Annotated in this window: 18 protein-coding genes; 2 read left to right on the top strand and 16 right to left on the bottom strand. The window is 46.2% G+C overall.

Translation table 11 applies throughout. The features are described from left to right. Positions 1-12 precede the first annotated feature (12 nt). Positions 13-780 carry an ABC transporter ATP-binding protein gene (locus BN6465_RS14765; RefSeq protein ID WP_066736626.1) on the bottom strand — a complete coding sequence of 256 codons (768 nt, stop codon included), beginning with the start codon at positions 778-780 and terminating at the stop codon, positions 13-15. Between the two features lie 16 nt (positions 781-796). Further along, the gene (locus BN6465_RS14770; protein WP_066736629.1) at positions 797-3,145 is read right to left on the bottom strand and encodes an ABC transporter permease; all 2,349 of its coding nucleotides are present in this window, start codon (positions 3,143-3,145) and stop codon (positions 797-799) included. 147 nt (positions 3,146-3,292) lie between these two features. Here BN6465_RS14770 and BN6465_RS14775 point away from each other — a divergent pair, with 147 nt between their 5' ends. Further along, entirely contained in the window at positions 3,293-3,970 is a 678-nt protein-coding gene (locus BN6465_RS14775; protein WP_066736631.1) for a TetR/AcrR family transcriptional regulator, read from the top strand. A 97-nt stretch (positions 3,971-4,067) separates the two neighbouring features. Then, positions 4,068-5,759, top strand: a complete 1,692-nt coding sequence (locus BN6465_RS14780) for an ABC transporter ATP-binding protein (RefSeq protein ID WP_066736633.1) — start codon at positions 4,068-4,070, stop codon at positions 5,757-5,759. A gap of 62 nt (positions 5,760-5,821) precedes the next feature. On the opposite strand, the gene BN6465_RS14785 is transcribed toward BN6465_RS14780, so the two are convergent. The 14 genes from BN6465_RS14785 to BN6465_RS14850 form a co-directional block, all read right to left on the bottom strand. Next, entirely contained in the window at positions 5,822-6,691 is an 870-nt protein-coding gene (locus tag BN6465_RS14785; RefSeq protein WP_066736635.1) for a phosphoribosylaminoimidazolesuccinocarboxamide synthase, read from the bottom strand. Positions 6,692-6,781: 90 nt separating this feature from the next. Next, entirely contained in the window at positions 6,782-9,256 is a 2,475-nt protein-coding gene (locus BN6465_RS14790; protein WP_066736637.1) for an ABC transporter permease, read from the bottom strand. Next, positions 9,256-9,933: an ABC transporter ATP-binding protein gene (locus BN6465_RS14795; protein WP_066736639.1), complete on the bottom strand. Its 678-nt coding sequence runs from the start codon at positions 9,931-9,933 to the stop codon at positions 9,256-9,258. Before BN6465_RS14795 ends, BN6465_RS14790 begins: the two co-directional genes overlap by 1 nt. 98 nt (positions 9,934-10,031) lie before the next feature. Beyond that, the gene (locus BN6465_RS14800) at positions 10,032-10,976 is read right to left on the bottom strand and encodes a sensor histidine kinase (RefSeq protein ID WP_066736640.1); all 945 of its coding nucleotides are present in this window, start codon (positions 10,974-10,976) and stop codon (positions 10,032-10,034) included. Beyond that, positions 10,969-11,664 carry a response regulator transcription factor gene (locus BN6465_RS14805; protein WP_066736642.1) on the bottom strand — a complete coding sequence of 232 codons (696 nt, stop codon included), beginning with the start codon at positions 11,662-11,664 and terminating at the stop codon, positions 10,969-10,971. Before BN6465_RS14805 ends, BN6465_RS14800 begins: the two co-directional genes overlap by 8 nt. Position 11,665: 1 nt before the next feature. Further along, complete coding sequence (locus BN6465_RS14810) at positions 11,666-12,139, bottom strand: signal peptidase II (protein WP_066736644.1); 474 nt, start codon at positions 12,137-12,139, stop codon at positions 11,666-11,668. A 4-nt stretch (positions 12,140-12,143) separates the two neighbouring features. Next, positions 12,144-12,431, bottom strand: a complete 288-nt coding sequence (locus BN6465_RS14815; protein WP_066736646.1) for a hypothetical protein — start codon at positions 12,429-12,431, stop codon at positions 12,144-12,146. A 26-nt stretch (positions 12,432-12,457) separates the two neighbouring features. Beyond that, complete coding sequence (locus tag BN6465_RS14820; protein ID WP_066736648.1) at positions 12,458-14,161, bottom strand: S8 family peptidase; 1,704 nt, start codon at positions 14,159-14,161, stop codon at positions 12,458-12,460. A 93-nt stretch (positions 14,162-14,254) separates the two neighbouring features. Next, entirely contained in the window at positions 14,255-15,517 is a 1,263-nt protein-coding gene (locus tag BN6465_RS14825; protein WP_066738707.1) for a cation:proton antiporter, read from the bottom strand. Positions 15,518-15,652: 135 nt separating this feature from the next. Next, complete coding sequence (clpX, locus tag BN6465_RS14830; RefSeq protein WP_066736650.1) at positions 15,653-17,077, bottom strand: ATP-dependent Clp protease ATP-binding subunit ClpX; 1,425 nt, start codon at positions 17,075-17,077, stop codon at positions 15,653-15,655. Between the two features lie 26 nt (positions 17,078-17,103). Beyond that, positions 17,104-19,056 carry an NAD-dependent DNA ligase LigA gene (gene ligA, locus BN6465_RS14835; RefSeq protein ID WP_066736652.1) on the bottom strand — a complete coding sequence of 651 codons (1,953 nt, stop codon included), beginning with the start codon at positions 19,054-19,056 and terminating at the stop codon, positions 17,104-17,106. Continuing rightward, entirely contained in the window at positions 19,049-19,837 is a 789-nt protein-coding gene (rluF, locus tag BN6465_RS14840) for a 23S rRNA pseudouridine(2604) synthase RluF (protein WP_066736654.1), read from the bottom strand. The genes ligA and rluF overlap by 8 nt, the downstream gene beginning before the upstream one ends. Before the next feature lie 5 nt (positions 19,838-19,842). Further along, positions 19,843-21,078 carry a DHHW family protein gene (locus BN6465_RS14845; RefSeq protein ID WP_082891734.1) on the bottom strand — a complete coding sequence of 412 codons (1,236 nt, stop codon included), beginning with the start codon at positions 21,076-21,078 and terminating at the stop codon, positions 19,843-19,845. Between the two features lie 9 nt (positions 21,079-21,087). Continuing rightward, positions 21,088-22,494: an MBOAT family O-acyltransferase gene (locus BN6465_RS14850; protein WP_066736656.1), complete on the bottom strand. Its 1,407-nt coding sequence runs from the start codon at positions 22,492-22,494 to the stop codon at positions 21,088-21,090. Positions 22,495-22,506: the final 12 nt, after the last annotated feature.

The raw sequence follows: 22,506 nt of genomic DNA on the forward strand, positions 1-22,506 counted from the left end.
TTTATCCTCTCATTACCAGCCAAGCTCCATCAGCCAATTATTCAGTATCCGTTCACGCTCACGGAGCTGGCCCGCATTTTCACATCTACCTATTTTATACTCTCCTTTTATGCTGCCGTCAACTATATACATGACTCTGGTACATTTTGCCGCCACCTTCACATCATGGGTGACCAGCATGACCGTAGTGCCCTCATCGTTGATTTTCATCAATTCCTGCATGACTTCGTCGGAAGACGTCCTGTTGAGGGCCCCTGTCGGCTCATCTGCGAATATCATTCTGGGATGGTTCATCAAGCTCCTGCAGATACATGCTCTCTGAAGCTGTCCGCCGGACACCTCATTGATGTCATTATCCGCCACTTCGATAATCCCCAGCTTTCTCATCAAATCCTGCCCGTACTGTACCTTTTCCTTCTTTCCCGCCTTATTCTTCTTAGACTGGCAGGCCGGTAAAATGATATTATCCAGAACAGTCAGATTCTTCAGCATATACATCTGCTGGAAAATAAATCCCATCTCGTCCAGCCTCATATCCGCAAGCTCCTTCTCTGAAAGTCCGGACATATCCCTTCCCCCGAAAAACACCTTGCCGGCGGTGATATCATCCATGCCGGAGACAGTGTACAGCAATGTGGATTTCCCTGAGCCCGAAGGCCCCATGACCGCCACCATCTCACCGTCATGGACTGTGAAATTTACATTTTTCAACACATTATTCTGCCTCTTATTTATTATATAGGTCTTACATAAATCCTTTACTTCAAGCACGTTTCCCATTATAACGCCTCCTATTTTATTCAATGTTCGATGTCTCTGATGCTGAAATTTTCTTAAGCTGCCTTGCTGTGAGGAAGGCTGCCAATATTGTGGTACTAAGGATGACGAGCGGATAAATCACATAGACTTCCAGCGGAACAATGTCAAATTCCACAGTGGACGCTCCCATAATCTTAAATACCTGCCCTGCGGTCAGTTTGGATATAGGTGCGGACAACACCGTCCCAATAAGAACCGAGACTACCATGACAATGCCTATCCGCATGGTCTGCCAAAGCATCAGTTTCGTATCCCGGAAGCCAATCGCCTTCATCATGCCGATCTGCCCCTTTTCTTTCGTGATGAAACTCTTTACCATCAATACGGTGACCAGCAGATTGATACAGATGACCACTCCCAGAATTAGCTGCTTTGTCCCCTGTATTTGCCCTGCCACATCCCCCATCATATAGCTTAAATACTCTCCCAATGTATAAATTTTATATTCCGGGAACAGTGTTTTCAACGTCTCTTTTCTATGTTCCAGCTCTTTATTGTCCGGCTCATCTGTATACTTGATCTGCGTCGCAAACGAACCTGCCGCATATTGATAGTCCAAATCCTCATTCTGATAAAAACGGATTCCCTCTCCCATATTGTTCATGGTCTGAAAGAGCGCGGTGACCGTATACTTTCTTGCCTCATTGCCCACATTGATCTCCACGGTATCACCTATGTCTGCTCCAATCTTATCTGCAATCACACGGGAAATTCCCACTTCATGCTTATTTTCAGGCGCTGACCCCTCCAGATACGTGTATTGGTCCGCGGTGACATCACCAACTCCTTGAAACGCCAGCGACGAACACTTCTTTTCGCCCAAGGAAATGTTCATGCGAAACATCATTTCCATAAAGACGTCGGCTTTCATCCCTTTCTCTTCCAACATTTCTTTGACATCCCTCAGCTTATTTTCCACTTCGGTCTTGTGTTTGTTGTCATTATTGAGCATCAGCTCTCTGTTCAGGACATGATCCGCAGAAGCCATGCTGAACAAGGAAACCAGTTTATCGGACTGCAGGGTATTGATTGTATTCACGGGAACGATGACCAGCAGCACGCCCAGTGTAAAAATCACCATCATAATTCCAAATCTTCGGAAACTGCTGAGGATATCATTCAGGGCCATAAAAGGCACTGCTGTAAGGCGGGTTCTGCTCAGTCTCAACAATCCCTTGCGCTTATAGCGGATTCCCCGCTCCCCGCTCCGCAGGGCGTCCATAGGCGTCACTTTATTGATTCTCCTCGTACAAAGATAACCAAAGAGAAAGACTATCCCTATGACCAGAACTGCGCAGAAAATATTAATCAGATAATTCTCGGTCTCCGGAATGATAATATTTTGGGAGACATTCTCTATCAGCATACGGCCGAAGGGAATGCTTGCCACAAGTCCGGCCCCTCCCCCCACAATGGATATAGCCAAATATTTCACCAGATAAAGGCTGCGTATTTTTCGGCTCGCGATTCCGATAGCCTTCATGACTCCTATTTCCCTGAACTCTTCGCTCATTGTAAATTGTATTGTAAATCTAAGTATTACTAACGAAATTAAAATAAGACATATACTTACTATTAAAACAACTGCCGCATTTACCATATCCATTATATACGTGGTCTTAATTGTACTTTGTGGATTACTGAATATGGTATTGAAGTCTCCCTCAAACAAATCCTCGGTAAACTTCTCAACGTCGTCCGTGAACACTCCTATAGACTGAATCACTACATCGTCATGCCCGGTCATGGCTTTATAATCAGAAGTACTGATCAGCAGGCGTGTCATCCCCATAATCGGAGAGGCGAACAGTGCATCTTTCGTACTGCCCATAAGTGTAAACTTTTTTGTTGCTCCATTTACCTTAATCTCGATATTATCGCCCTCATGCAGGTCAAATCTGCTATAAATCTCGGCCGTGACATATATCTCTCCGTCATTTACCTTCGTTATCTTCTTATTATTTTTATCAAACAAATTCACCGTATGCTTGATATCGGACAACGTGACTGTGTTCGAGTAGTCGAACTCTTTTCCATTAATCAACACGTTCTTCGGCTCTATCTGGAGTAAATCCTGACGGAACATTTTAAGATTCTTACTTTCGATAAATCTCTCCAGCCTGTCAGCTTCTTCTTCCCCCGAAGTGCAGAGCCAGTAATCAGGTACCCCGGCTTTCTCAAAAAAGCTGTCCAGAGCTGTGGTTACTGAGATTACGTTGCTTACACTGCTGGCGATAAAGGTGACTGCAAGAGTAATGAAAATCAAAAGGATGATATTCATGGTCTTCTTTCGTTTTAAATCCTTTTTTAGAATGGCTGCGTACATTGTTGTTCCCCTTTCCTTACTATGCTTGCAGTATAACAGGTAAATTATGAACGAATCCTTAACTATATAAAATTTATTTTTTTCTTGCAAACATGCACAATGCATGTTAATATACATGTAACATGCATGTATGAAGGAGGTATTATATTGCCCAGAAATAAATACCCTGAAGAAACTGTACAGAAAATACTGGACGCCGCACTGAAACTATTTCTTGAAAAGGGATATGAAGAGACTACGGTTCTCGACATTATCGGAGAAATGGGCGGAATGACCCGGGGAGCCTTTTATCATCACTTTAAATCAAAAGAAGAGGTATTCGATGTGTTGTCCGAAAAACTTTTTGCGGGCTCTAATCCATTTACAGACGCCAAGTCCCATACAGAGCTGAATGGATTACAGAAAATACAATTTCTTCTAAAAAAGTCTATTACCGACACACAGACAGACAGCCAAAAGCTAAGTCTTTCCGTTTTGAATCTGCTCGAGAGCCCTACCTTTTTAAAAAAGCTAATCGACACCAACACTTCCTTGGTCCCTTATTATCAGGAGTTCATATCGGAGGGTATAGATGACGGCTCTATTGCGCCGAACAATGCAAAACTTCTCTCGGAACTTTTTACTATGTTCACTAACTTCTGGATGATCCCCACACTCTTTCCTTCTACAGAAAAAGAGACTTGGGAGCGCTTTATGATGATCAAGGAGATAACCGACAGTTTGGGATTCCCGGTTATCGATGAAGAACTCGCCGAGTTGGGGCGACAACAGCTTGAAGCGCTGGATAACGCTGACTGCCAGTCACAGGATGCCGAAACGGATTAAAATTGTCAACCTATATCACATAATAAAATTGCCCTTACCCGGCAATTTTATTTAAACAATTATACATACATGTTACATGTATAAAAAGGAGATTCATATGAAACATTATTTAAAACAGAATAAGCTCTTTATGTTTTTTACTATTTTATTTACTGCCTTCAGTTCACTTTCCTACGTTTTTATGGCCATACTTTTACAGAAGCTGCTGGATGCAGTAATCCAGAATAATATGTCTGAATTCCGGCGCATTGTCTGCTTTTCCATTCTCTATTTTAGTTTGATGGGACTGTTTGCTTTTATTCAATCTCTTTTAACAAAAAAGCTGATTTGCCGTGTTATAAAAAGTGTCCGCACCTCAACATTTTCCGGAATCCTTCACCATACTATGGAGGATTTCACGAAAAAAAATACGGCAGACTATCTCTCCGCAATGACAAACGACATAAAAATTTTAGAAGAAAATTATTTACTCCCCCTTTTTGAAGTTATTCAATACACTATTATTTTTGGTGCTTCACTGGTAGTAATGATTTATTTTGATTTCATTGTGACTGCCTGTGTCATTGTATGCATTTTATGTATGCTTTTGATTCCCGGTCTCTTCGGTAAAATTCTGGAAAACCGTCAATCAGAATATTCAAAAGCACTTTCTAAGTTTACAATAAAAGTCAAAGATTTCTTGTCCGGTTTTGAAGTTATGAAGTCTTATCGTCTTAAAGCGTATATCTTATCCAGTTTTGGACAGAACAACGAAGAAACAATCCGTGCCAAATATGCAGCCGACAAGGTCATGGCTGCCAACGAGGCTGTCTCGATGATACTGAGTCTGTCGGTGCAGATAGTAGTCCTCTTCCTGTCGGCTTATTTTATCCTCATCGGTCGGATTACGGCCGGCGCGCTGTTGGGTATGATTCAGGTCAGCAGTAATTTGGCAAATCCGCTGCTTATGATTTTTAATAATCTTCCGAAAATGAAAAGCATCGAGCCTATAGCGGAGCACCTGAACCAGCTCAGAGACTATACAAGTACAAGTTTCAATGGAACGCTTTCTCCTGTATTTAACCAAACAATATCTGCCGAACACTTAAGTTTTTCCTACGATAAAGCAGTGCCTGTACTGACAGACATTTCCTTAGAGATTCAAAAAAACAAAAAATATGCTATCGTAGGAAAAAGCGGCTGTGGGAAATCCACTTTAGTGAAACTTCTGACCGGCTATTATGCTGATTACGAAGGCCGTATCCAATATGACGGAAATGATATCCATACTTTGGACATTGGCCAGACCCTTGCGCTGTCCTCAACCATACATCAAAACGTTTATCTTTTTGATGAAAGTATCTATGACAATATCTGCCTCCATCAGTCATTTACACAGGAGCAGCTAGAGTATGCGCTGCAGGCAAGCGGCCTCTCCGCCTTTATCCACAATTTACCGGAAGGAATCAAAAGTCCCGTGGGGGAAAACGGCTCCAGCCTCTCCGGAGGCCAAAAACAACGCATCGCAGTGGCAAGGGCCCTCATCCGCAAGAAGCCCCTGCTGATTCTCGACGAAGGAACCTCGGCTATCGATATGCAGACCGCCTATGACATCGAAAGTCATCTGCTTCATAAAAAAGATCTGACCCTGCTGACAATCACACACCACATGAGCAGCGATATACTAAAATTATATGATGAAATTATCTATATGGAAAATGGTCAAATTACAGAAAAAGGAAGGTTTGAAGATTTAATAAAAGATAATAAGCAATTTTGCAGTTTCTTTCATGCAAAAATAAATTGTTAGAAAATATCGAGAATTGTAGAGGGGGACAGGTCCCAACGCGTTGGGACCTGTCCCCCTTAACTTTAAAGTTTCTTTCCGGTTAGCATTTCGTATCCTTGGAGATACTTTTCAATCGTCTTGTCTACGATGTCTTGTGGAAGTGTCCAATCGTTGTCCGGATTAGCTTTCAGCCAGTCGCGGGCGAACTGTTTGTCAAAGGACGGCTGTCCGTGTCCCGGCTCGTAGCCTTCTGCCGGCCAGAAGCGGGAGCTGTCTGGTGTGAGCATCTCATCACCGATTACGATGTTGCCTTCTTCATCCAATCCAAACTCGAATTTGGTGTCTGCGATAATGATGCCTTTGCTCAGTGCATACTCTGCACACTTTTTATACAGTGCGATTGTGTAATCGCGAAGCTTCTCCGCATATTGCTGTCCCTTGCCCGGAAAATATTTTTCCAGGTGATCCACGCTCTGCTCAAAAGAGATGTTCTCATCGTGATCTCCGATTTCAGCCTTCGTGGACGGTGTATAGATAGGCTCCGGCAGCTTGTCGGACTCCTTCAGGCCTTCCGGCAGTGTGATGCCGCATACTGTGCCGTTCTCTTTGTAACTTGCCCAGCCGCTTCCTGTTATGTATCCACGCACGATACATTCAATCGGCAGCATCTCTAACTTGCGGCACATCATCGACTTTCCTTCATACTTTTCCTGCCTGAAATATTCCGGCATGTCATTTACATCTACTGAAATCATATGGTTCGGCAGGATGTCTTCTGTCATATCAAACCAGAATTTAGACATCTGTGTCAGTACAGCGCCCTTTTTTGTCACTTCATTTTTCAAAATGACGTCAAAGCAGCTGATGCGGTCTGTGGCAACCATAATCAGACTGTCACCATTGTCGTAAATCTCACGTACTTTACCTTCTTTGATTGGTTTTAATTCCTGCATATTCTTGCACCTCAATGTTCTGTAGTATATTGATATAATATCCACAGTAAACGTACCACTATTTACACTACATTGTCAAGATACAATTCGTTAGTCCTCGACCCTCAAACGCTCTGTCAGCGCCTGTTTCTGGAACCCTTTCAATATAATTCCCGAGACGAGCATCGGTACAATAACCAGCACGAGCAAATATCCTAAATAGAACCATAACGGGAACTTATAATGCATATAATCCGCGGCCAGCTCTCTCATGATCTGGATGCCGGCATACCCAAAGACGGTCCCGAATATAAGGGTTATGACCGCATTTCCCGCCGACAAAAGGAGGCCCTCAAGACACACCATGCGGTTCAGCTGCTTCCGGCTCATCCCCACCGACTGCAGCATAGCGAATTCCTGCTTGCGCGTCACTACATTTGTTATCAATGTATTCACAAGATTCAGCATACTGAATCCTATAATGAAAATACTGAGCCCTAAAATCACGGTATATACAAGGGTAAAGCTCTTCGTATCTTCAAGCTTTCGTTCTCTCAGTGTATACAGCACCAAATCCGGCTTCTCCTTTAAAATATCCTGAATCTGGCTTTCTATAGCCTTTTCTTTACGCTCATCCGTATCTACAATATACTCGTCATTCAAGTTCAAATTGCCGGACACTTCATCGACTAGCGCTTGCGGCATACAGAACCATCCGATTGCAGGCGCTTCTTTGTTATATCTCCAATTTTCCACAAATCCGGCTATGGTATACTCTTTTTCAAGGGTTTCGCCACCATTATCAAAAGTCACCTTCACCTTGTCACCGACCTCGAATCTCCAGCCAAATACCTCTTCCACGACAGAATTCCCGGCAACGAATATCTGCCTGTTCTCCACCATCTCGTTATAGCTTATCCCTTTGAGCGGTGAATCCTTGTCGACAAATTTATCCTGCACCTTTTTATATTCTGCTTCATCAAATGGATGCACATAGTCAGTTGAGGCTTCCCCCCTCGCCTCCCACTTCATTTCCATTCTGGTGAACGCACGAACCTTCTTTACTCCGTCTATGCTTAAGAGTTGTTCCTTTAACTCTTCATTCAACGGATTATCCTTCTGTAAACCCGACATCCCATGCTCATTCGTCTCCGCAGCATTGTTGGAGAGGATAATGGCATATTCTCCCCACGCAAACTCACCTTGACGAGAATACTCATCCAAGTTGGTGGCAGTAATAAATGTGGCCGCCAGCATAAATAAGATACCGCCGATACCTAGTGACAGCACGGTAAGAAATGTCTTTTTCCGATTGCGCCCGGCACTGATTTTCGCCAGCCCCATCGGAGTCATAGAGCGCTTCAGTTTCTTCGCCTCCTGAATCTCCCTTTTCTTCCCTGCCTTTTTCCGCTTCTTCTCCTTCAGCTCACCAGTAAATTTAGCCGCTTCAATAGGAGAAATCTCAGCCGCCAGCATGGCAGGTTTATAGATAGACATCCACACAGTAATCACATCTGCCACCATAATAACAGCCCCGATTATAAGCGTCCGCATCCAGTCCCATCCGGATTTCTGAATAAAATATCCGATTGTCCCGCCAATCAAAAGCCCGATAGGAATACCGATTCCACTTAGCATCAGTCCCTCCCGGGTCACCATCCTGCGTATTTGCTTCTTCGTCATACCCAGCGTTCTGAGCTGTCCGAACTGCCGTATCCTTCCGATGACAGAGAGGTAAAAAACACTGTAAATCACCAAGATACTGATAAATAAAATACCAACACAGATTGCAGTGAATACAATACGCTCCTGAGAGCGCAGCGAATCTCCCTCCAGCGTCCCGGTAAAATAATTGTTGGGATTCACATCGCTCCGCTTAACACCATAGGCTTTGCCAAGCTCTACAATCTTCTCCTCAAACCGACTCTGCTGCATGTACCTCGCGTCTTTTATCTTTACCACCGCTTTATATGGCGTGCCTGCGAGCATGGCCCCGTTATCCGCATATTCTTTGGAAAAGATAATCGGATAAATACTGGCGTTCTTCCAGTCGCCTTTCAAAAGCCCACATATCACAAATTCCTCAGTGGTGCCGTCGATTGCAGTGACCATGATAGTGCTGCCGACCTTAGGCTCTACTCCTATCAATTCACAGTATTCCTTCGTGACAGCCACTTCACCAAGCTTCTCAGGAAATGTGCCCCCCTCTTCTATCTCATTGACCGCAATCTCCCCTACTTTCCCCTTTACAGGCGTCTCATCGTAATAATTCGGCTGAATAATCTTACTTCCTAGCTCTATCCCGATACCGCTCTTCATCCGCATGAGGACACTTACTTCCTCTTCTTTGGCCATGGCAAGCGCCTGTTCTTCCTCAATGGCCTCATAGATGACATGCTGCATATGTTCCACCTGACGCATCTCAGCCACTTTCCGGCCGGAGATGTACAAACTAATAACCGCAAGAAGGCTCACCGATAGTGCAATTGCAAAAACAGTAAAAAAGTTCCTCAATTTATTGGATTTCACACTGCTCTTGGCAAGGTGAGAAATCACGTTCCTATTGTCGTTAGAAGCCAGATTCATTATCTCCACCTGCCTTCCACAATCTTTCCGTCCTCAATACGGATTCTGCGGTCCGCCAGCTGTGCAATCTCTTCGTTATGAGTAATCATGACAATAGTCTGCTTCAATTTGCTGCTGGTCACCTTCAGAAGCCCAAGCACATCCTGACTGGTACGCGAGTCCAGATTCCCGGTAGGCTCGTCGGCCAGAATGATAGACGGCTTTGTGGCCAGCGCCCTCGCGATGGCCACCCTCTGCTGCTGGCCGCCCGATAGCTGATTGGGCATATTTTTGAGCTTCTCCTCCAGCCCCAGCATCGTTATAATTTTCTGCAGATAGAGCTGATCCTTCTTCTTACCGTCCAACTCAAGAGGGAGTACGATATTCTCATACACATTGAGCATAGGAACCAGATTGTAATTCTGAAATATAAATCCTATCTGCCTCCGTCTGAACACCGTCAGCTTCTCCTCGTCCATTTCAGAAATGTCTTTGCCCGCAACAATAATCGTTCCCTCGGTAGGATTATCAAGCCCTCCCAGCATATGCAAAAGCGTAGATTTCCCACTCCCACTGGTCCCTACTATCGCCGCAAATTCTCCCTCCTCTATATCCAGTTCGACCCCGTCCAGCGCCCGGACAATATTGGGCTCACTTCCATAATATTTTTTTAAACCTCTAGTCTTTAATATACTCATTCTATTTTCCTCCATCACTTTTAAGCTAGTGACAGTATAAACAATAAATGTCTCAAAAATCTCTCAAACATTGAAAAAACGCTGTAACAGTTCTAAAGTTACAGCGTCCCCGCCTTCTCCGACGGCAGATACAAGGAAAAACAGCTTCCCTCTCCGGGTATCGATTCCACTTTCACATATCCGCCCTGCCGTGTAAGAATCTCTCTTGTCAAATACAGACCTATGCCAACCCCTTCATTTTCATGTACTTTCGCCTCTCTCCAAAACCGTTTAAAAATATCGCTATAATGCTTCTCCTCGATTCCAATACCGTCATCTTCTATGTCCACCCGTGTAAACATCTCAAGTGGATTTACGCGAATGTAGATATGCCCTCCCTGCCCCGTATACTTGACGGCATTGTCAAGTACATTGCCGATGGCCTCCACCGTCCACTTCTTGTCCACCCATACCAAAGATTCTTCCGGACACTCTATCTCCATATGCAGCCCTTTTCTCTCCGCCGCCGCGGTAATACCCGCCACTGCCTGTGCCAGACACTGGTACAGATTCTCGGGCCCTTGCTCCAGCACGATCATCGCACTTTCCATCCGGGACATTTTCACCAGATCCTGTACCAGAATATGGAGCTTCTCCACCTGCGCTCTCATAATCAAGAGATATTTTTCTTCCTCGTCCCGCTCCAGTTTCCGTCCCAGCACCATGTCATTGTACATCACAATATTGGCGATGGGAGTCTTGAGCTGATGGGAGATGTCGGAGACAATCTGCTGGACCTCTTTCTTCTGTGAAACACTGGTATTCTCCGCGTGGTGATATGCCTTGCACAGCTTTGCCAATTCCGCATTAATCTTCCCTTCCAGCGAATCCTCATTCACATTCTCCAGTAAAGTCTCCCCATTCTCTATGAGGCGGATAGAATTCAATATGTTGTCTGAAAAGCGGATAAACCTACTTCTCGTATACATCCACATTCCCACACAGACGCACAGGCAGATGAATATAACGCCTGCCAATATCAGCCATAACGTCCAATCACTCATGCTTCTCTCCTATCCACTGATATCCCATTCCATACACCGTCTTAATATAGGAATATTCATCGTCACTTATCTTGCTTTTCAGACGGCTCATCTGCACAGTCAATGCATGTTCGTCCACAAAATTCTCCTTCGCGTCCCATATTTCTTCCAGCAGCACCCGTCTGGTCAGTACGATGCGGGGATTGCGGCAGAGCTTAAAAAGAAGCTTGAACTCTGTAGGCGTGAGCGTGAGTGGAGTTCCCTTCTTCTTCACTACATACCCCTCAAAATCAATCATCAGGTTCCCACAGAAATATCTCTCCCCGTTCTGCCCCTCCCTTGGCTGCTCCTGATACCGCCGCAGCACTGCCCGGATACGCTGCATTAATATTTTCACATTAAAGGGCTTGGTCATGTAGTCGTCAGCCCCTGCGTCAAATCCCTTCATGATATCTGCATCCATATCACAGGCAGTCAAAAAGAAAATCGGGGTACGGCTTCTCTCCCTCACATATCCGGCAAATTGAAATCCATCGCCCTCCGGGAAATTGACATCTAGCAAAATAAGCGCAAATTCCATTGCTGAAAATGCGCTCTGTGCCTGTTCTAGATTATAAGCAGAAACCGGTTCATAACCTCCCTCCCGGAGATTATAACACAGCCCTGCGTTCAACACTTGATCGTCCTCCACCACAAGAATCTTCTGCATACTATTTTCCACCCTTACCACCGGTAAACGCACCGAAAAGCGCCAGAACGGCCCCGGCAAAAATAGAGATATCTGCCAGATTGAACGTCAAGTCCGTTATCTTTTTATGTCTTGTTTTCACAGCCATATAATCCACAACATATCCCCGGCGCAGCCTGTCGTAAGTATTGCTGATCGCCCCTGCTGTCATCAGCGCAAGTCCCAGCTTCTCCTTCTCCTGCCCCGGCTTCTTGAGCAGCGCTGCCTGACAGATAAGCAGGACCCCGCCTGCAAACACACTTGCCAGCTGGACGAACAGCGGATGCTGCTCAAGCCTGTTCATCATCATACCCCGATTGTGAACCTTGCGCAGGATTCCCCGTTTTCTCCAGATGCTGCGCTCTTCTTCCTTCTTTACGTATTTCTCAACATACTGCTTGATTCCCAAATCGATGCCTGCAACGGCAATGACGGTCAGAAAACAAACTATTATCATCCGCCTATTCTCCTTTTATCTTCTCAATCTCCTGCTTATACTCTTCCATTTTCTCTTCCCTCTCTTCAATCCCTTCACATAAAGGAACGAAATCCAGATCCACGATATCGCCCTCCTTGAAACGGGCATAGACCTGCCTTCCTATCTCGGCATAGTCCCTCTCATTCCCCCTCTTCAAAGTGTGAATCTCATTTTTATATTTTTGGATTTCCAGCGTATCCTCCGCTTTCTTCCCCATCTCATCAATCGTTTCTCCTATTCGTTTCCCTAACCCGTCAAAAAAATCCTGCATTCTGATGCACTCCTTTCTTCGTATTGTTAAAATCTTCTGATTTCCTCAAACGTCCGGTATAAATCCAGTGTGCCGTACCCCCATTCCCGGTTCGGATAAGTAAGGTCCGGCCTTCTGCTCGTTCCCAGAATCAAAAGATTTTTAATCTGTACAGTATCTACAAATGCCCTGCGGCGCACGACCAGCCACTCCAGCATTAAGGCGCCCGCGCCCGCAGCTATGGCCGTGGCAATACTAGAACCTGATCTGGCAGTAAACTGGCCTCTGGCATTCAGTCCTGTAACATTGATGCCCGGCGCTGCAAAATCAGGCTTTATCCGCTCTCCTCTAGTATACCCTCTTCCCGAACTTATAGCAATACTATTGTCCGCCCCGTTATAATACCCGCTCGTAATGGCCGACACGGTATTGCCCGGTTCCGTAATCGTATAGTCTGGGTTCGACCTCAAAAAATATACCTCCCCGGTCAAAAATTCCTGAACCGGCAGCCAGACATGAAACCGCCCCGAACCAAGCTGGACCGCCTCCACAATCACCTTCCAAATCCCGGCTGCCGGGCGGTCGAACTGCAGTGATATCAATTCCGAACTTGTACCTTCCACCAATATTCTGGAAAGTACATAGACATCTGTCTGCTCAAATACAAACGTAAAAAACCCGTCCCCTTGACGCACCGGAACTCTCCCCACCCGCTCACCGGTAGGCGATACAATCGTCACCTCAAAAATATTGGGTATCTCGGTCCAAAGCTCCATCGTAAATCCTCTTGTATTATTGCCCACTCGTACCTCTATCTCTTCCTGCTGTATCTCTGTGGAAAGCTGTCCTAAATAATGATGCCGTTTGTCCGCTTCATTTCCCGTCCCCAGCGCGACAACAACGCCGCTTGTATTGGAGAGTCCCTCCAGCAATTCAGAAAGTGGGGATTTCCCGTCATGCCCTCCCATATTCGTCCCCATAGACAGGCAGATGACTAGTGGTTTCATCTCCATCATAGACACCTCTACCAAGTAATGTACCGCTGCCATAATGTCATTCTCCTGATAGCAGGCAGCATCCGCATCTACAAAATAGAATTCCCTTAAATATTGTTTTGCTTCCTTCAGCTTAACAACCGCGATTTCCGACTCCGGAGCCGCTCCCACAAAACGGTTCTCCACATCTGCCCCGCCACAGGCAAGGCTGGCCACAAAGTTTCCATGGCCGTTAGTATCCGTACTTGGCACTATGTCGAAAGGATTCTCAGACTTAAGGGCCTCATCAATCTGCTCCTTTGTATATTCTGTTCCATAGTTAAAATTGTCCGGTGGGTTTCCGTCCTGCACCGTCTGGTCCCATATATTTATGATGCGGGTGCTGCCGTCTAGATTTCGGAATATCTGGTTTGTATAATCCACCCCTGTATCTATGATTCCCATGATCACGCCGTCCCCCATAAGCTGCAGGTTAGGGTAATTTTGAATCTGTATAATCCCGGCCTGATTCATAGCCTCTACATCCAAAAGCGTATAGCATTTAGGGACGGAAAAATAAGGGAATTGATTCAACGCCCTCCTGCCACCCTCTATTCTCGGCAGATATATCCCATGGAAATTTCCTCCAAGAAATGTCCTGCAGACGGAATCCTGCATAGATATACTGTCCACAAAGTTATTTCTTCTCCAGTTTGATATAAAATCCATATAGTCCTCCGACAATATAGATTCCTTGCAGCTCTCGCTATCCGGCATAAAAATACCTCATATACTTTTTCAAAAGTATATGAGGTATTTTATTCCTTTATACCGAGTCTGCCGCATCAAAACTGTATTTGCCCCGAAAGATTACTGTCCCTCTCCCCGGACTCTGGCCACATCCTCGTAGAAAGAAGTGACTTCCTGCTCTTTGGGCAATGTACTGATATTCGGCCCTTTCTTAAATATCCATTTTAACAGCACGGGAGTGATAATTGTAGTAAATACGACCACAATGATGACCGGCCCTAAGAAATTCGCTCCCATCAGTCCCAAGGCCTCTCCCTTGCTGGCTACGATCAAGGCCACCTCGCCTCGTGAAATCATGCCGACTCCGATGCGCTGGCACTGATAATTTTTGTATCCGCAGGCTTTGGCTCCCAATCCACATCCTATAATCTTAGTCAGCACCGCGACTACTGTCAGGACGACGGCAAAAGATACGATAGCCACACTCATCTTTGGCAGCTCCACCTTCAGTCCTATACTGGCAAAAAACACGGGAGAGAGAAGCATATATGAAAGTGTGTCAAATTTCTTTTCCAAAAAGCTGGACTTATCTGTGTTGGAGATAATAAGTCCCGCGATAAACGCTCCGGTGATATCCGCCACGCCGAAAAACTTTTCTGCTATGTACGCCATCAAAAGGCAGAATACAAACGCCATAATGACGTGTCTCCTCAGTCCCTTCTCAGAATGGGCAGTCCATGCCTTGTAGCCTTTGTAGAACAAAAATCCCACCACTCCGGAAAACACGAAGAATCCCACAATCTTCAGGAGTACCGTATATATATTCACAGAAGAGTCTGCCATACTGGTCACCAGTGTCAGTGCGATGATACCAAGCACATCATCGATGATTGCCGCGCCGAGGATAGCATTGCCTGAGCGCGTCTTAAGCTTGCCCATCTCTTTCAAGGTCTCCACTGTAATACTAACACTCGTAGCCGTCAGGATAATACCGATAAATATATTCTGCAGGAACGTGCTGCAGGCGGCGTTTGATTCGATAATCCCCGGCTTATTGAAAAACCACGCGGCGGCGAACCCTCCTGCCAGCGGCACGGCCACACCGCACAAGGCGATGACGAAGGATGCCTTTCCACTGGCCTTCAGCTCTTGTATGTCAGTTTCAAGACCTGCACAGAACATCAATACGATGACGCCAATCTCTGCCACCTCATGTATAAAATTCGTCTCTGTCAAAATCCCCATCATAGCCGGTCCCAAAATCACCCCTGCCAGCAGGGCTCCCACTACCTGTGGCATCTGCACCCGTCTTGTAAGAAGACCAAGCGCTTTGGTAAATAATAGGATTATGGCTAAATCCAATAAATATCTATAAGTTTCCATCTTTTTCCCTCTGTCTTTCATCTATTCAGCTCTATCTATTTTACACCTCCAACTTTTTTTTACAATAAAAAATATTCACAAAAATCCTAGGTTTTTGTGAATATTTTTGTCGTATTTTTATGGATACTATACATTCTACTGACCGGACTGACCGATTCTTGGTACCTCCTGACCTCGCAGCTGAATCACAGGGCCTCCGGTTCCCTCGATATATGCCTGCGTGATTGTTACCTGTCCGATATTATCGTCCTTCGGTATCTCGTACATGATATCCAGCATAAATTCTTCGATAATCGCCCGTAGCGCTCTGGCCCCCGTGTCCTTCTTAATCGCTTTCTTGGCGATTGAATGGAGCGCTCCTTCGTCGAACTCCAGCTTCACCTCATCCAGCGCCAGAAGTTTTTGGTACTGCTTCAAAATTGCGTTTTTAGGCTCTTTCAATATCTTCACCAGCATGTCTTCATCAAGCCCTTGAAGCGTAAAGACAATGGGAAGCCTTCCGAGGAATTCTGGAATCATTCCAAACATGCGTAAATCTTCAATGGTAACTTTCTCAAGTATGGCTTTATCGTGGTCGTATTTGTCCTTCAAGTCAGCGCCAAACCCCATGGAAGCCTGTTTATTCAGCCGCTCCTTGATGATGAGCTCTAAATCAGGAAATGCCCCGCCGCAGATAAAGAGAATATTCTTCGTATTAATCGTCGTAAGCGGAACCATGGCATTCTTGCTGTTGGCACCTACCGGGACTTCCACCTCACTTCCCTCTAAAAGCTTCAGCATCCCCTGTTGTACCGATTCTCCGCTGACATCCCGCTGGCTGGTATTTTTCTTCTTCGCGATCTTATCAATCTCGTCAATAAAGATGATGCCCTGCTCTGCCTTGTCCACATCATTGTCCGCTGCAGCCAAAAGTTTGGAAACTACACTTTCAATATCGTCTCCTATGTAGCCAGCCTCCGTAAGAGACGTGGCGTCTGTGATGGCAAGCGGCACATCCAAAAGCTTGGCCAGCGTTTTTACCAAATAGGTCTTACCTGACCCGGTCGGTCCAATCATCAGCATATTGGATTTTTCAATCTCAATCTCATCCAGCGTATCCGTCGCCACCCTTTTATAGTGATTGTATACAGCCACAGACATCGCTTTCTTGGCGTATTCCTGCCCGACCACATATTCGTCAAGCTGTGCCTTTATTTTGTGGGGCGCCGGAATGTTCCGGATATTGAGTACCGGCTCCTTTTCTTCCTCTGTTTTTTTCTTTTTGACCCGCTGGCTTTTCGGAATCTGGTTCTCCATATCTCCAAAATTCATATTCATGCCGCCGGGCATATTCATGAACTGGCTGTAATCGAACCCGCCGTTGTTCATGGCGTCAAAGCTTCTCTGCATGCAATCAGAGCATACAGAGATGTGGTTGGGGAGGTCGATCATCTTTCCCGCCACACTCTCCGGGCGGTGGCAGATAAAGCAGAGCTTTTCGTATTCATCCTCTTTCTTTGTTTCTTCCACCTTGCCGCTTACATTCTCTATGCCATTTTTCTTGTCTTCATTCTCTGCCATAATCTGGCCCTCCTTTTCTGCCGGGACTACACGCCTGCCAGCTCTATAAATTGTTCTTCTGATATAATAGGAATTCCAAGTTCCCTTGCCTTTTTATTTTTTGAGGAGGAGAACTCCACATCGTTGTTGATCAGATAGTTTGTCTTCCCTGTGACAGAGCCCGTCACCTTGCCGCCTCTGGCCTCTATTAATTCCTTCACCTCATTACGGTTGGCGAAATGCTCCACGCTTCCTGTGATGACAAAGTTCATTCCTTTTAAGTTCTGCTCTATATCCTTCTCTTCCCTTTGAATATGCAGCTCCTCCAGAAGGTTCCGGAACTCCTGACGATTCGTGTCCTCTGCAAAATACTGTGCGAAAGCCGATGCAAGCACGCCGCCAATCCCATGAATTTCAGCGAGGGATTCTTCGTCCGCGTCAAGAAGCCGCTCCACATCATAGTCGAATTCTCTGCAGATTACTTTGGCGTTCGCCAGCCCGATTCCCGCAATCCCCAGTGCATAGATCACCTTGGGAAGTGTGGTCTCTCTGGCCTCCTCCACACTGTGAATCAGATTCGTATAAGACTTCTCGCCGAAGCCTTCCATCGTTTTAATCTCTTCTTCATAGCGGTCCAGATGAAAGATGTCGCTGTATTTGTGGATAAAGCCTCTCCCAATCAGCTTTTCCAGTGTAGCCTCCGACAGGCCTTCTATATTCAAGGCATCTCTGCTCGCAAAGAGGGCAAATGATTTGATATGTTTGGCCTGACATCCCGGATTGATACAGTACAGCGCTTTTGCGTCCCCTGCCTGACGTACCTGCGTACTGCCGCCGCAGACGGGACAGGCTTTTGGAATTTCAATGTTTCCGCTTCTGGTAAGATTTCTGGCAATCTGAGGAATAATCATGTTCGCCTTATAAACCTCTATCGTATCACCAATACCAAGCTCCAGCTCCTCCATAATGCTTAGGTTATGCACGCTTGCCCGGCTGACCGTCGTCCCCTCAAGTTCCACCGGCTCGAAAATAGCCACCGGATTGATCAGCCCCGTCCGTGAAGGACTCCATTCCAGCTCCGTAAGCCGGGTCTGCCGGATTTCGTCCGCCCATTTAAAAGCGAAAGAATCACGGGGGAATTTAGCGGTACGTCCCAGTGACTGGCCATATGCTATATCATCATAGACAAGTACCAGACCGTCTGAAGGAATGTCATTAGCCTCTATTTTCTCCGCGAAATAGGCCACCCTGTCCTCCAGAGTGTCGGACGTCACGGTATAATGTTCCACCACATCGAACCCCTGCTCCGCCAGCCATTCAAGCTGTCTGGCCCTGGAATTAGCAAAATCCACACCATCCGCTTTCACAAGCGTAAAGGCATAGAACTGGACATTGCGTCTTGCGGTAATCTCATTGTTGAGCTGGCGGACCGAACCGCTGCAGAGATTCCTAGGGTTCTTGTATTTGGCGTCTACATCCTCAATGCTTTCGTTTATTTTTTCAAAATCTTTATAACTGATGACTGCCTCCCCGCGGAGAATCAACTCTCCCTGATAGGCAATCTGCAGCGGCACATTCTGAAATACCTTTGCATTGTTGGTGATGACCTCCCCCACCTCTCCGTTTCCTCGTGTGACCGCCTTATAGAGCACGCCGCCCCGGTAGGTCAGTACGATAGTGAGGCCATCCAGCTTCCACGATATCAAAGTCTTCTGGCTCCCCACGAACTCCTGCAGCCGGGATACTTCCTTCGTCTTGTCCAGAGAGAGCATCGGTGTATCGTGCCGCTCTTTCGGCAGCTCGCTCAGCACCTCATATCCCACATTGACCGTAGGACTCTTCCCCAGTACGATTCCGGTCTCTGCCTCCAGCGCCTTCAGCTCATCATAGAGAGCGTCGTACTCATAATTACTCATGATTTCACGAGACTCCTGATAATAAGCCTTCCCCGCCTCGTCCAGAAGCTCCACCAGTTCCTGCATACGCTTTTTCTTATCCATCTTTCTTCCTGTCTGTTCCTTTCCATGTCTCGTTGGATGAATCCTTTATCTGCTCATAAAGCTCATTCAGCTCCTCATCCGTGAGCTTTCTATATTGTCCGGGCTTTAAGCCGCCCAGTTCTATATTCATGATCCGTGTCCGCAGCAGCTCCTTCACTTCATAGCCTAGCGCCTCGCACATTCTTCGTATCTGGCGGTTCAGCCCCTGAGTCAGGACAATCCGGAACTTATATTTCCCAATCTGCTCTGTCCTGCACGGTCTGGTCACCGTGTCAAGAATCGCTACTCCCGATGACATTTTTGCAAGAAAGTCTGCCGTCACAGGCTTGTCCACAGTCACCTTATATTCCTTCTCATGACGGTTCCCCGCACGCATCATCTTATTGATAATGTCTCCGTTGTTCGTCATGAGCAGCAGCCCTTCCGAATCCTTATCGAGCCTGCCAACGTAAGTGATGCGCCGCGGATAGTTGAGAAAGCGGACGATACTGTCCCGCTCTCTGCGCTCCTCTGTACAGACGATGCCCCGGGGCTTATTGACTGCCAGCACGACCATCTCTTCCTCTCTGGCCACCGGCTTACTGCCCACCTTCACCACCTGCCCGGGCAGCACCTTCATCCCGGTCTCGGCCCGCCTGCCGTCCACACTGACCAAGCCTTTCTCAATCAGCTTATCCGCCTCCCGTCTGGAACAGATCCCGGCCTCGCTCAAATACTTGTTGAGCCTTACCGGCCCTTTATTTTCTCTGTTTTTAAATTCTTTCTCAATCTTATTCGCCACGTCTTTTACTCCGTCTCACTGCCGCTTGGCAGAACTCCGGATAACATCCGGTCCTCAAAAAAAGTATTTGCATTATATAAAAATAATACACTGGTTATTTTATTTTCTTCCATCAATTTTTCCATATCACCCGTGTAATACCTTGGATCTACTACCAGAATTTCCCGGTAATACGGCGCCAAAAAGGGAAGGAAACAATTGGCGTAGGAGTCCTTGATCACAAGCAGCCGCTCATTCCTCCCGGTATCAGACTTGATATCTACCAGCGCATGATTGCCCCCGAGGAACATGGCATATTTATCCTTCTGCTCCAATTTGGACGAATCATACAGTGATGCTGTCTTTTTCTGCTCTTCCACATAGTTTACCACAATCTGCGGCGTCTGTTCACCCTCCGGCAGATAAATATACATCGCCTCTTTATATCCGGTCCGGTAGCCGCTGACTGCGGACAAGGTTCCGTTAAAATTGTTAGAAATTCCGTAAGCTTTCATGGGAATCTGCCCATCCTCAGGAATCCCGAGCGCTTCCGCCGCATCCTGAAACGCATAATATGCGCCAAGAGTCGTCCAGTGATGGTCCGTGCGGTAATAGATATCCTCATCCGCATGGTTTTTCATTGTCTTCTCCACATCAATCCAGTTGAACTCCGCCCCCAATTCGGAGCGTACTTTATTCATAAGAGCGCTCTGGTCTGCGGTGACCGCGAAAGCAGGAAGATTTTTCTTTAAAATATTAGCCGCGTTGGGCACCAGCATAACATGCATTTTCTTATCACTGTATTTTTGCTGAAAGGCCTTCATCGCCTCCAGATTATCTTTCAAATCTTCCTCGTCCGGCTCCTTAATATCCTCCAGCAGATAGCCGCTCCTGCCGTTGAATACACCGTTTTCCTCTTTCTTTCCCGAGAAACTATCCACCAGCGTCTTGATCTGCACCCAGAAATCCCGCCCGGCAAATTGGTCGGAGCGGTATTCCTCATACTGTTCCATAAAACGCCCGTCCGCTATATTTCCAAGCGCAGCCTGCGGCTTCTGTGCAAGCATCCGGTTTTCCTTTTCAGAAAACTTTTTATCCTTGCTAAACAAGTTTACTGCGGTAAAGGCAAACAGCAGGACGAAAAACAGGAGTCCCACCACAAGATATACCCGGCCTGCCCCTCGCGGAAGCTGGTCTATCACCGCTTTATATATTTGCTTTTTTTCTCTTTTTCGTTCCTTACCTGTTTTCTTATCTGCCATATTTTGTCCTTAAAATCTAAAATATAAAAATGGGTTATATGCTTCGGCAACCAAAAAAGCCACACAAATCAAAAACATGCCGCCATATAATACGGCGCAGACGCCCGGCCGCGGCTGCTCCTCATCATAAAGCAGCAGGCCCGCAATCCGGTGCATAATGGGCGTACTTCCAATCACTGCAGCCAATATCAGCATCCAATTACTTTTGATGAAATATAATGCCTGCCGGTCAATAAATCCTGCCGCCGCCACCCCGAACATCCTTCCCAGATAAGAAAGGGCGGACGCGATATCCGGACTGAAAAATATGACCCAGCCAATCATCACGAGCAGCATGTTGTAAATCATCCGAACCACTTCCGGAAGTTTTTCCAAAAAGCGTCCGGTCAAATACTTTTCTATCACCAGTATGAGACCATAATACACTCCCCATACTACAAACGTCCAGTTCGCGCCATGCCACAGGCCGGTCAAGAACCACACAATCAAGAGGTTCAATAGATGTCTGGGCACTCCCACCCGGTTGCCCCCAAGAGGGATATAAACATACTCTCTGAACCAGCTCCCCAGTGAAATGTGCCATCTGCGCCAAAACTCCGTCACACTTCTGGAAATATAAGGATAATCGAAGTTCTTCCTGAACTCAAAGCCGAACATCTTGCCCAATCCTATGGCCATATCCGAATATCCACTGAAATCAAAATAGATTTGAAACGTAAATGCCAGACACCCAAGCCATGCCGTCACCACCGACACGCGTGTCCCAGGCATCGCCGCAATTTCACTGTACAATGCCCCGATTGTATTGGCAATCACTATCTTCTTTGACAGTCCCACCAGAAAATACACGGCCCCCTGCCCAAACTTTGACGCCGTCTCCTGCCGGTTCTTAAGCTGTTCCTCCATATCCGCGTACCGCACGATAGGTCCCGCGATCAACTGTGGGAACATGGTGACATAAGTCCCAAAGCTGATGAGATTCGTCTGCACTTCCACCTTCCCTCTGTATAAATCTACAAGATAAGAAAGTGTCTGGAAGGTATAGAACGAAATCCCTATAGGCAGCGCCAGACTTCGGTAAGGTATATGAACCGGAAGAATCATGTTCAAGTTCTCTATCAGAAAGCCATAATATTTAAAAAAGCCTAAAATCAAAAGGTTGACCGCCACCGCATAGAGCAGGCTCCGCCTCACAGCCTTCTTTTTCCCCCGTTTTCTCGCAATGTCCAATCCACTAAAATAGTTAAAGAGAATGGAAATTATCATTAAAAAAATATATACCGGCTCCCCCCACGCATAGAAAACAAGGGAGCACAAAAGGAGCACCAGATTCTTCCCTTTTCTTGGCACCAGATAATATAGTAGTAATGTAATTGGCAAAAACGTAAACAAAAATACAAGGCTGCTAAATACCATTGTCCTAGGTCC

It is taken from the genome of Bariatricus massiliensis, from assembly GCF_900086725.1.
Taxonomy (GTDB): Bacteria; Bacillota; Clostridia; order Lachnospirales; family Lachnospiraceae; genus Allocoprococcus; species Allocoprococcus massiliensis.

What these genes read in the sequence shown, in the direction of transcription:
- BN6465_RS14800 (WP_066736640.1), bottom strand. Translation starts at nt 10,976, where the DNA reads ATGAGTGATTGGACGTTATGGCTGATATTGGCAGGCGTTATATTCATC.
- BN6465_RS14770 (WP_066736629.1), bottom strand. Translation starts at nt 3,145, where the DNA reads ATGTACGCAGCCATTCTAAAAAAGGATTTAAAACGAAAGAAGACCATG.
- BN6465_RS14765 (WP_066736626.1), bottom strand. Translation starts at nt 780, where the DNA reads ATGGGAAACGTGCTTGAAGTAAAGGATTTATGTAAGACCTATATAATA.
- BN6465_RS14780 (WP_066736633.1), top strand. Translation starts at nt 4,068, where the DNA reads ATGAAACATTATTTAAAACAGAATAAGCTCTTTATGTTTTTTACTATT.
- BN6465_RS14820 (WP_066736648.1), bottom strand. Translation starts at nt 14,161, where the DNA reads ATGCCGGATAGCGAGAGCTGCAAGGAATCTATATTGTCGGAGGACTAT.
- BN6465_RS14790 (WP_066736637.1), bottom strand. Translation starts at nt 9,256, where the DNA reads ATGAATCTGGCTTCTAACGACAATAGGAACGTGATTTCTCACCTTGCC.
- BN6465_RS14815 (WP_066736646.1), bottom strand. Translation starts at nt 12,431, where the DNA reads ATGCAGGATTTTTTTGACGGGTTAGGGAAACGAATAGGAGAAACGATT.
- BN6465_RS14795 (WP_066736639.1), bottom strand. Translation starts at nt 9,933, where the DNA reads ATGAGTATATTAAAGACTAGAGGTTTAAAAAAATATTATGGAAGTGAG.
- BN6465_RS14810 (WP_066736644.1), bottom strand. Translation starts at nt 12,139, where the DNA reads ATGATAATAGTTTGTTTTCTGACCGTCATTGCCGTTGCAGGCATCGAT.
- BN6465_RS14785 (WP_066736635.1), bottom strand. Translation starts at nt 6,691, where the DNA reads ATGCAGGAATTAAAACCAATCAAAGAAGGTAAAGTACGTGAGATTTAC.
- ligA (WP_066736652.1), bottom strand. Translation starts at nt 19,056, where the DNA reads ATGGATAAGAAAAAGCGTATGCAGGAACTGGTGGAGCTTCTGGACGAG.
- BN6465_RS14805 (WP_066736642.1), bottom strand. Translation starts at nt 11,664, where the DNA reads ATGCAGAAGATTCTTGTGGTGGAGGACGATCAAGTGTTGAACGCAGGG.
- BN6465_RS14845 (WP_082891734.1), bottom strand. Translation starts at nt 21,078, where the DNA reads ATGGCAGATAAGAAAACAGGTAAGGAACGAAAAAGAGAAAAAAAGCAA.
- BN6465_RS14825 (WP_066738707.1), bottom strand. Translation starts at nt 15,517, where the DNA reads ATGGAAACTTATAGATATTTATTGGATTTAGCCATAATCCTATTATTT.
- BN6465_RS14850 (WP_066736656.1), bottom strand. Translation starts at nt 22,494, where the DNA reads ATGGTATTTAGCAGCCTTGTATTTTTGTTTACGTTTTTGCCAATTACA.
- clpX (WP_066736650.1), bottom strand. Translation starts at nt 17,077, where the DNA reads ATGGCAGAGAATGAAGACAAGAAAAATGGCATAGAGAATGTAAGCGGC.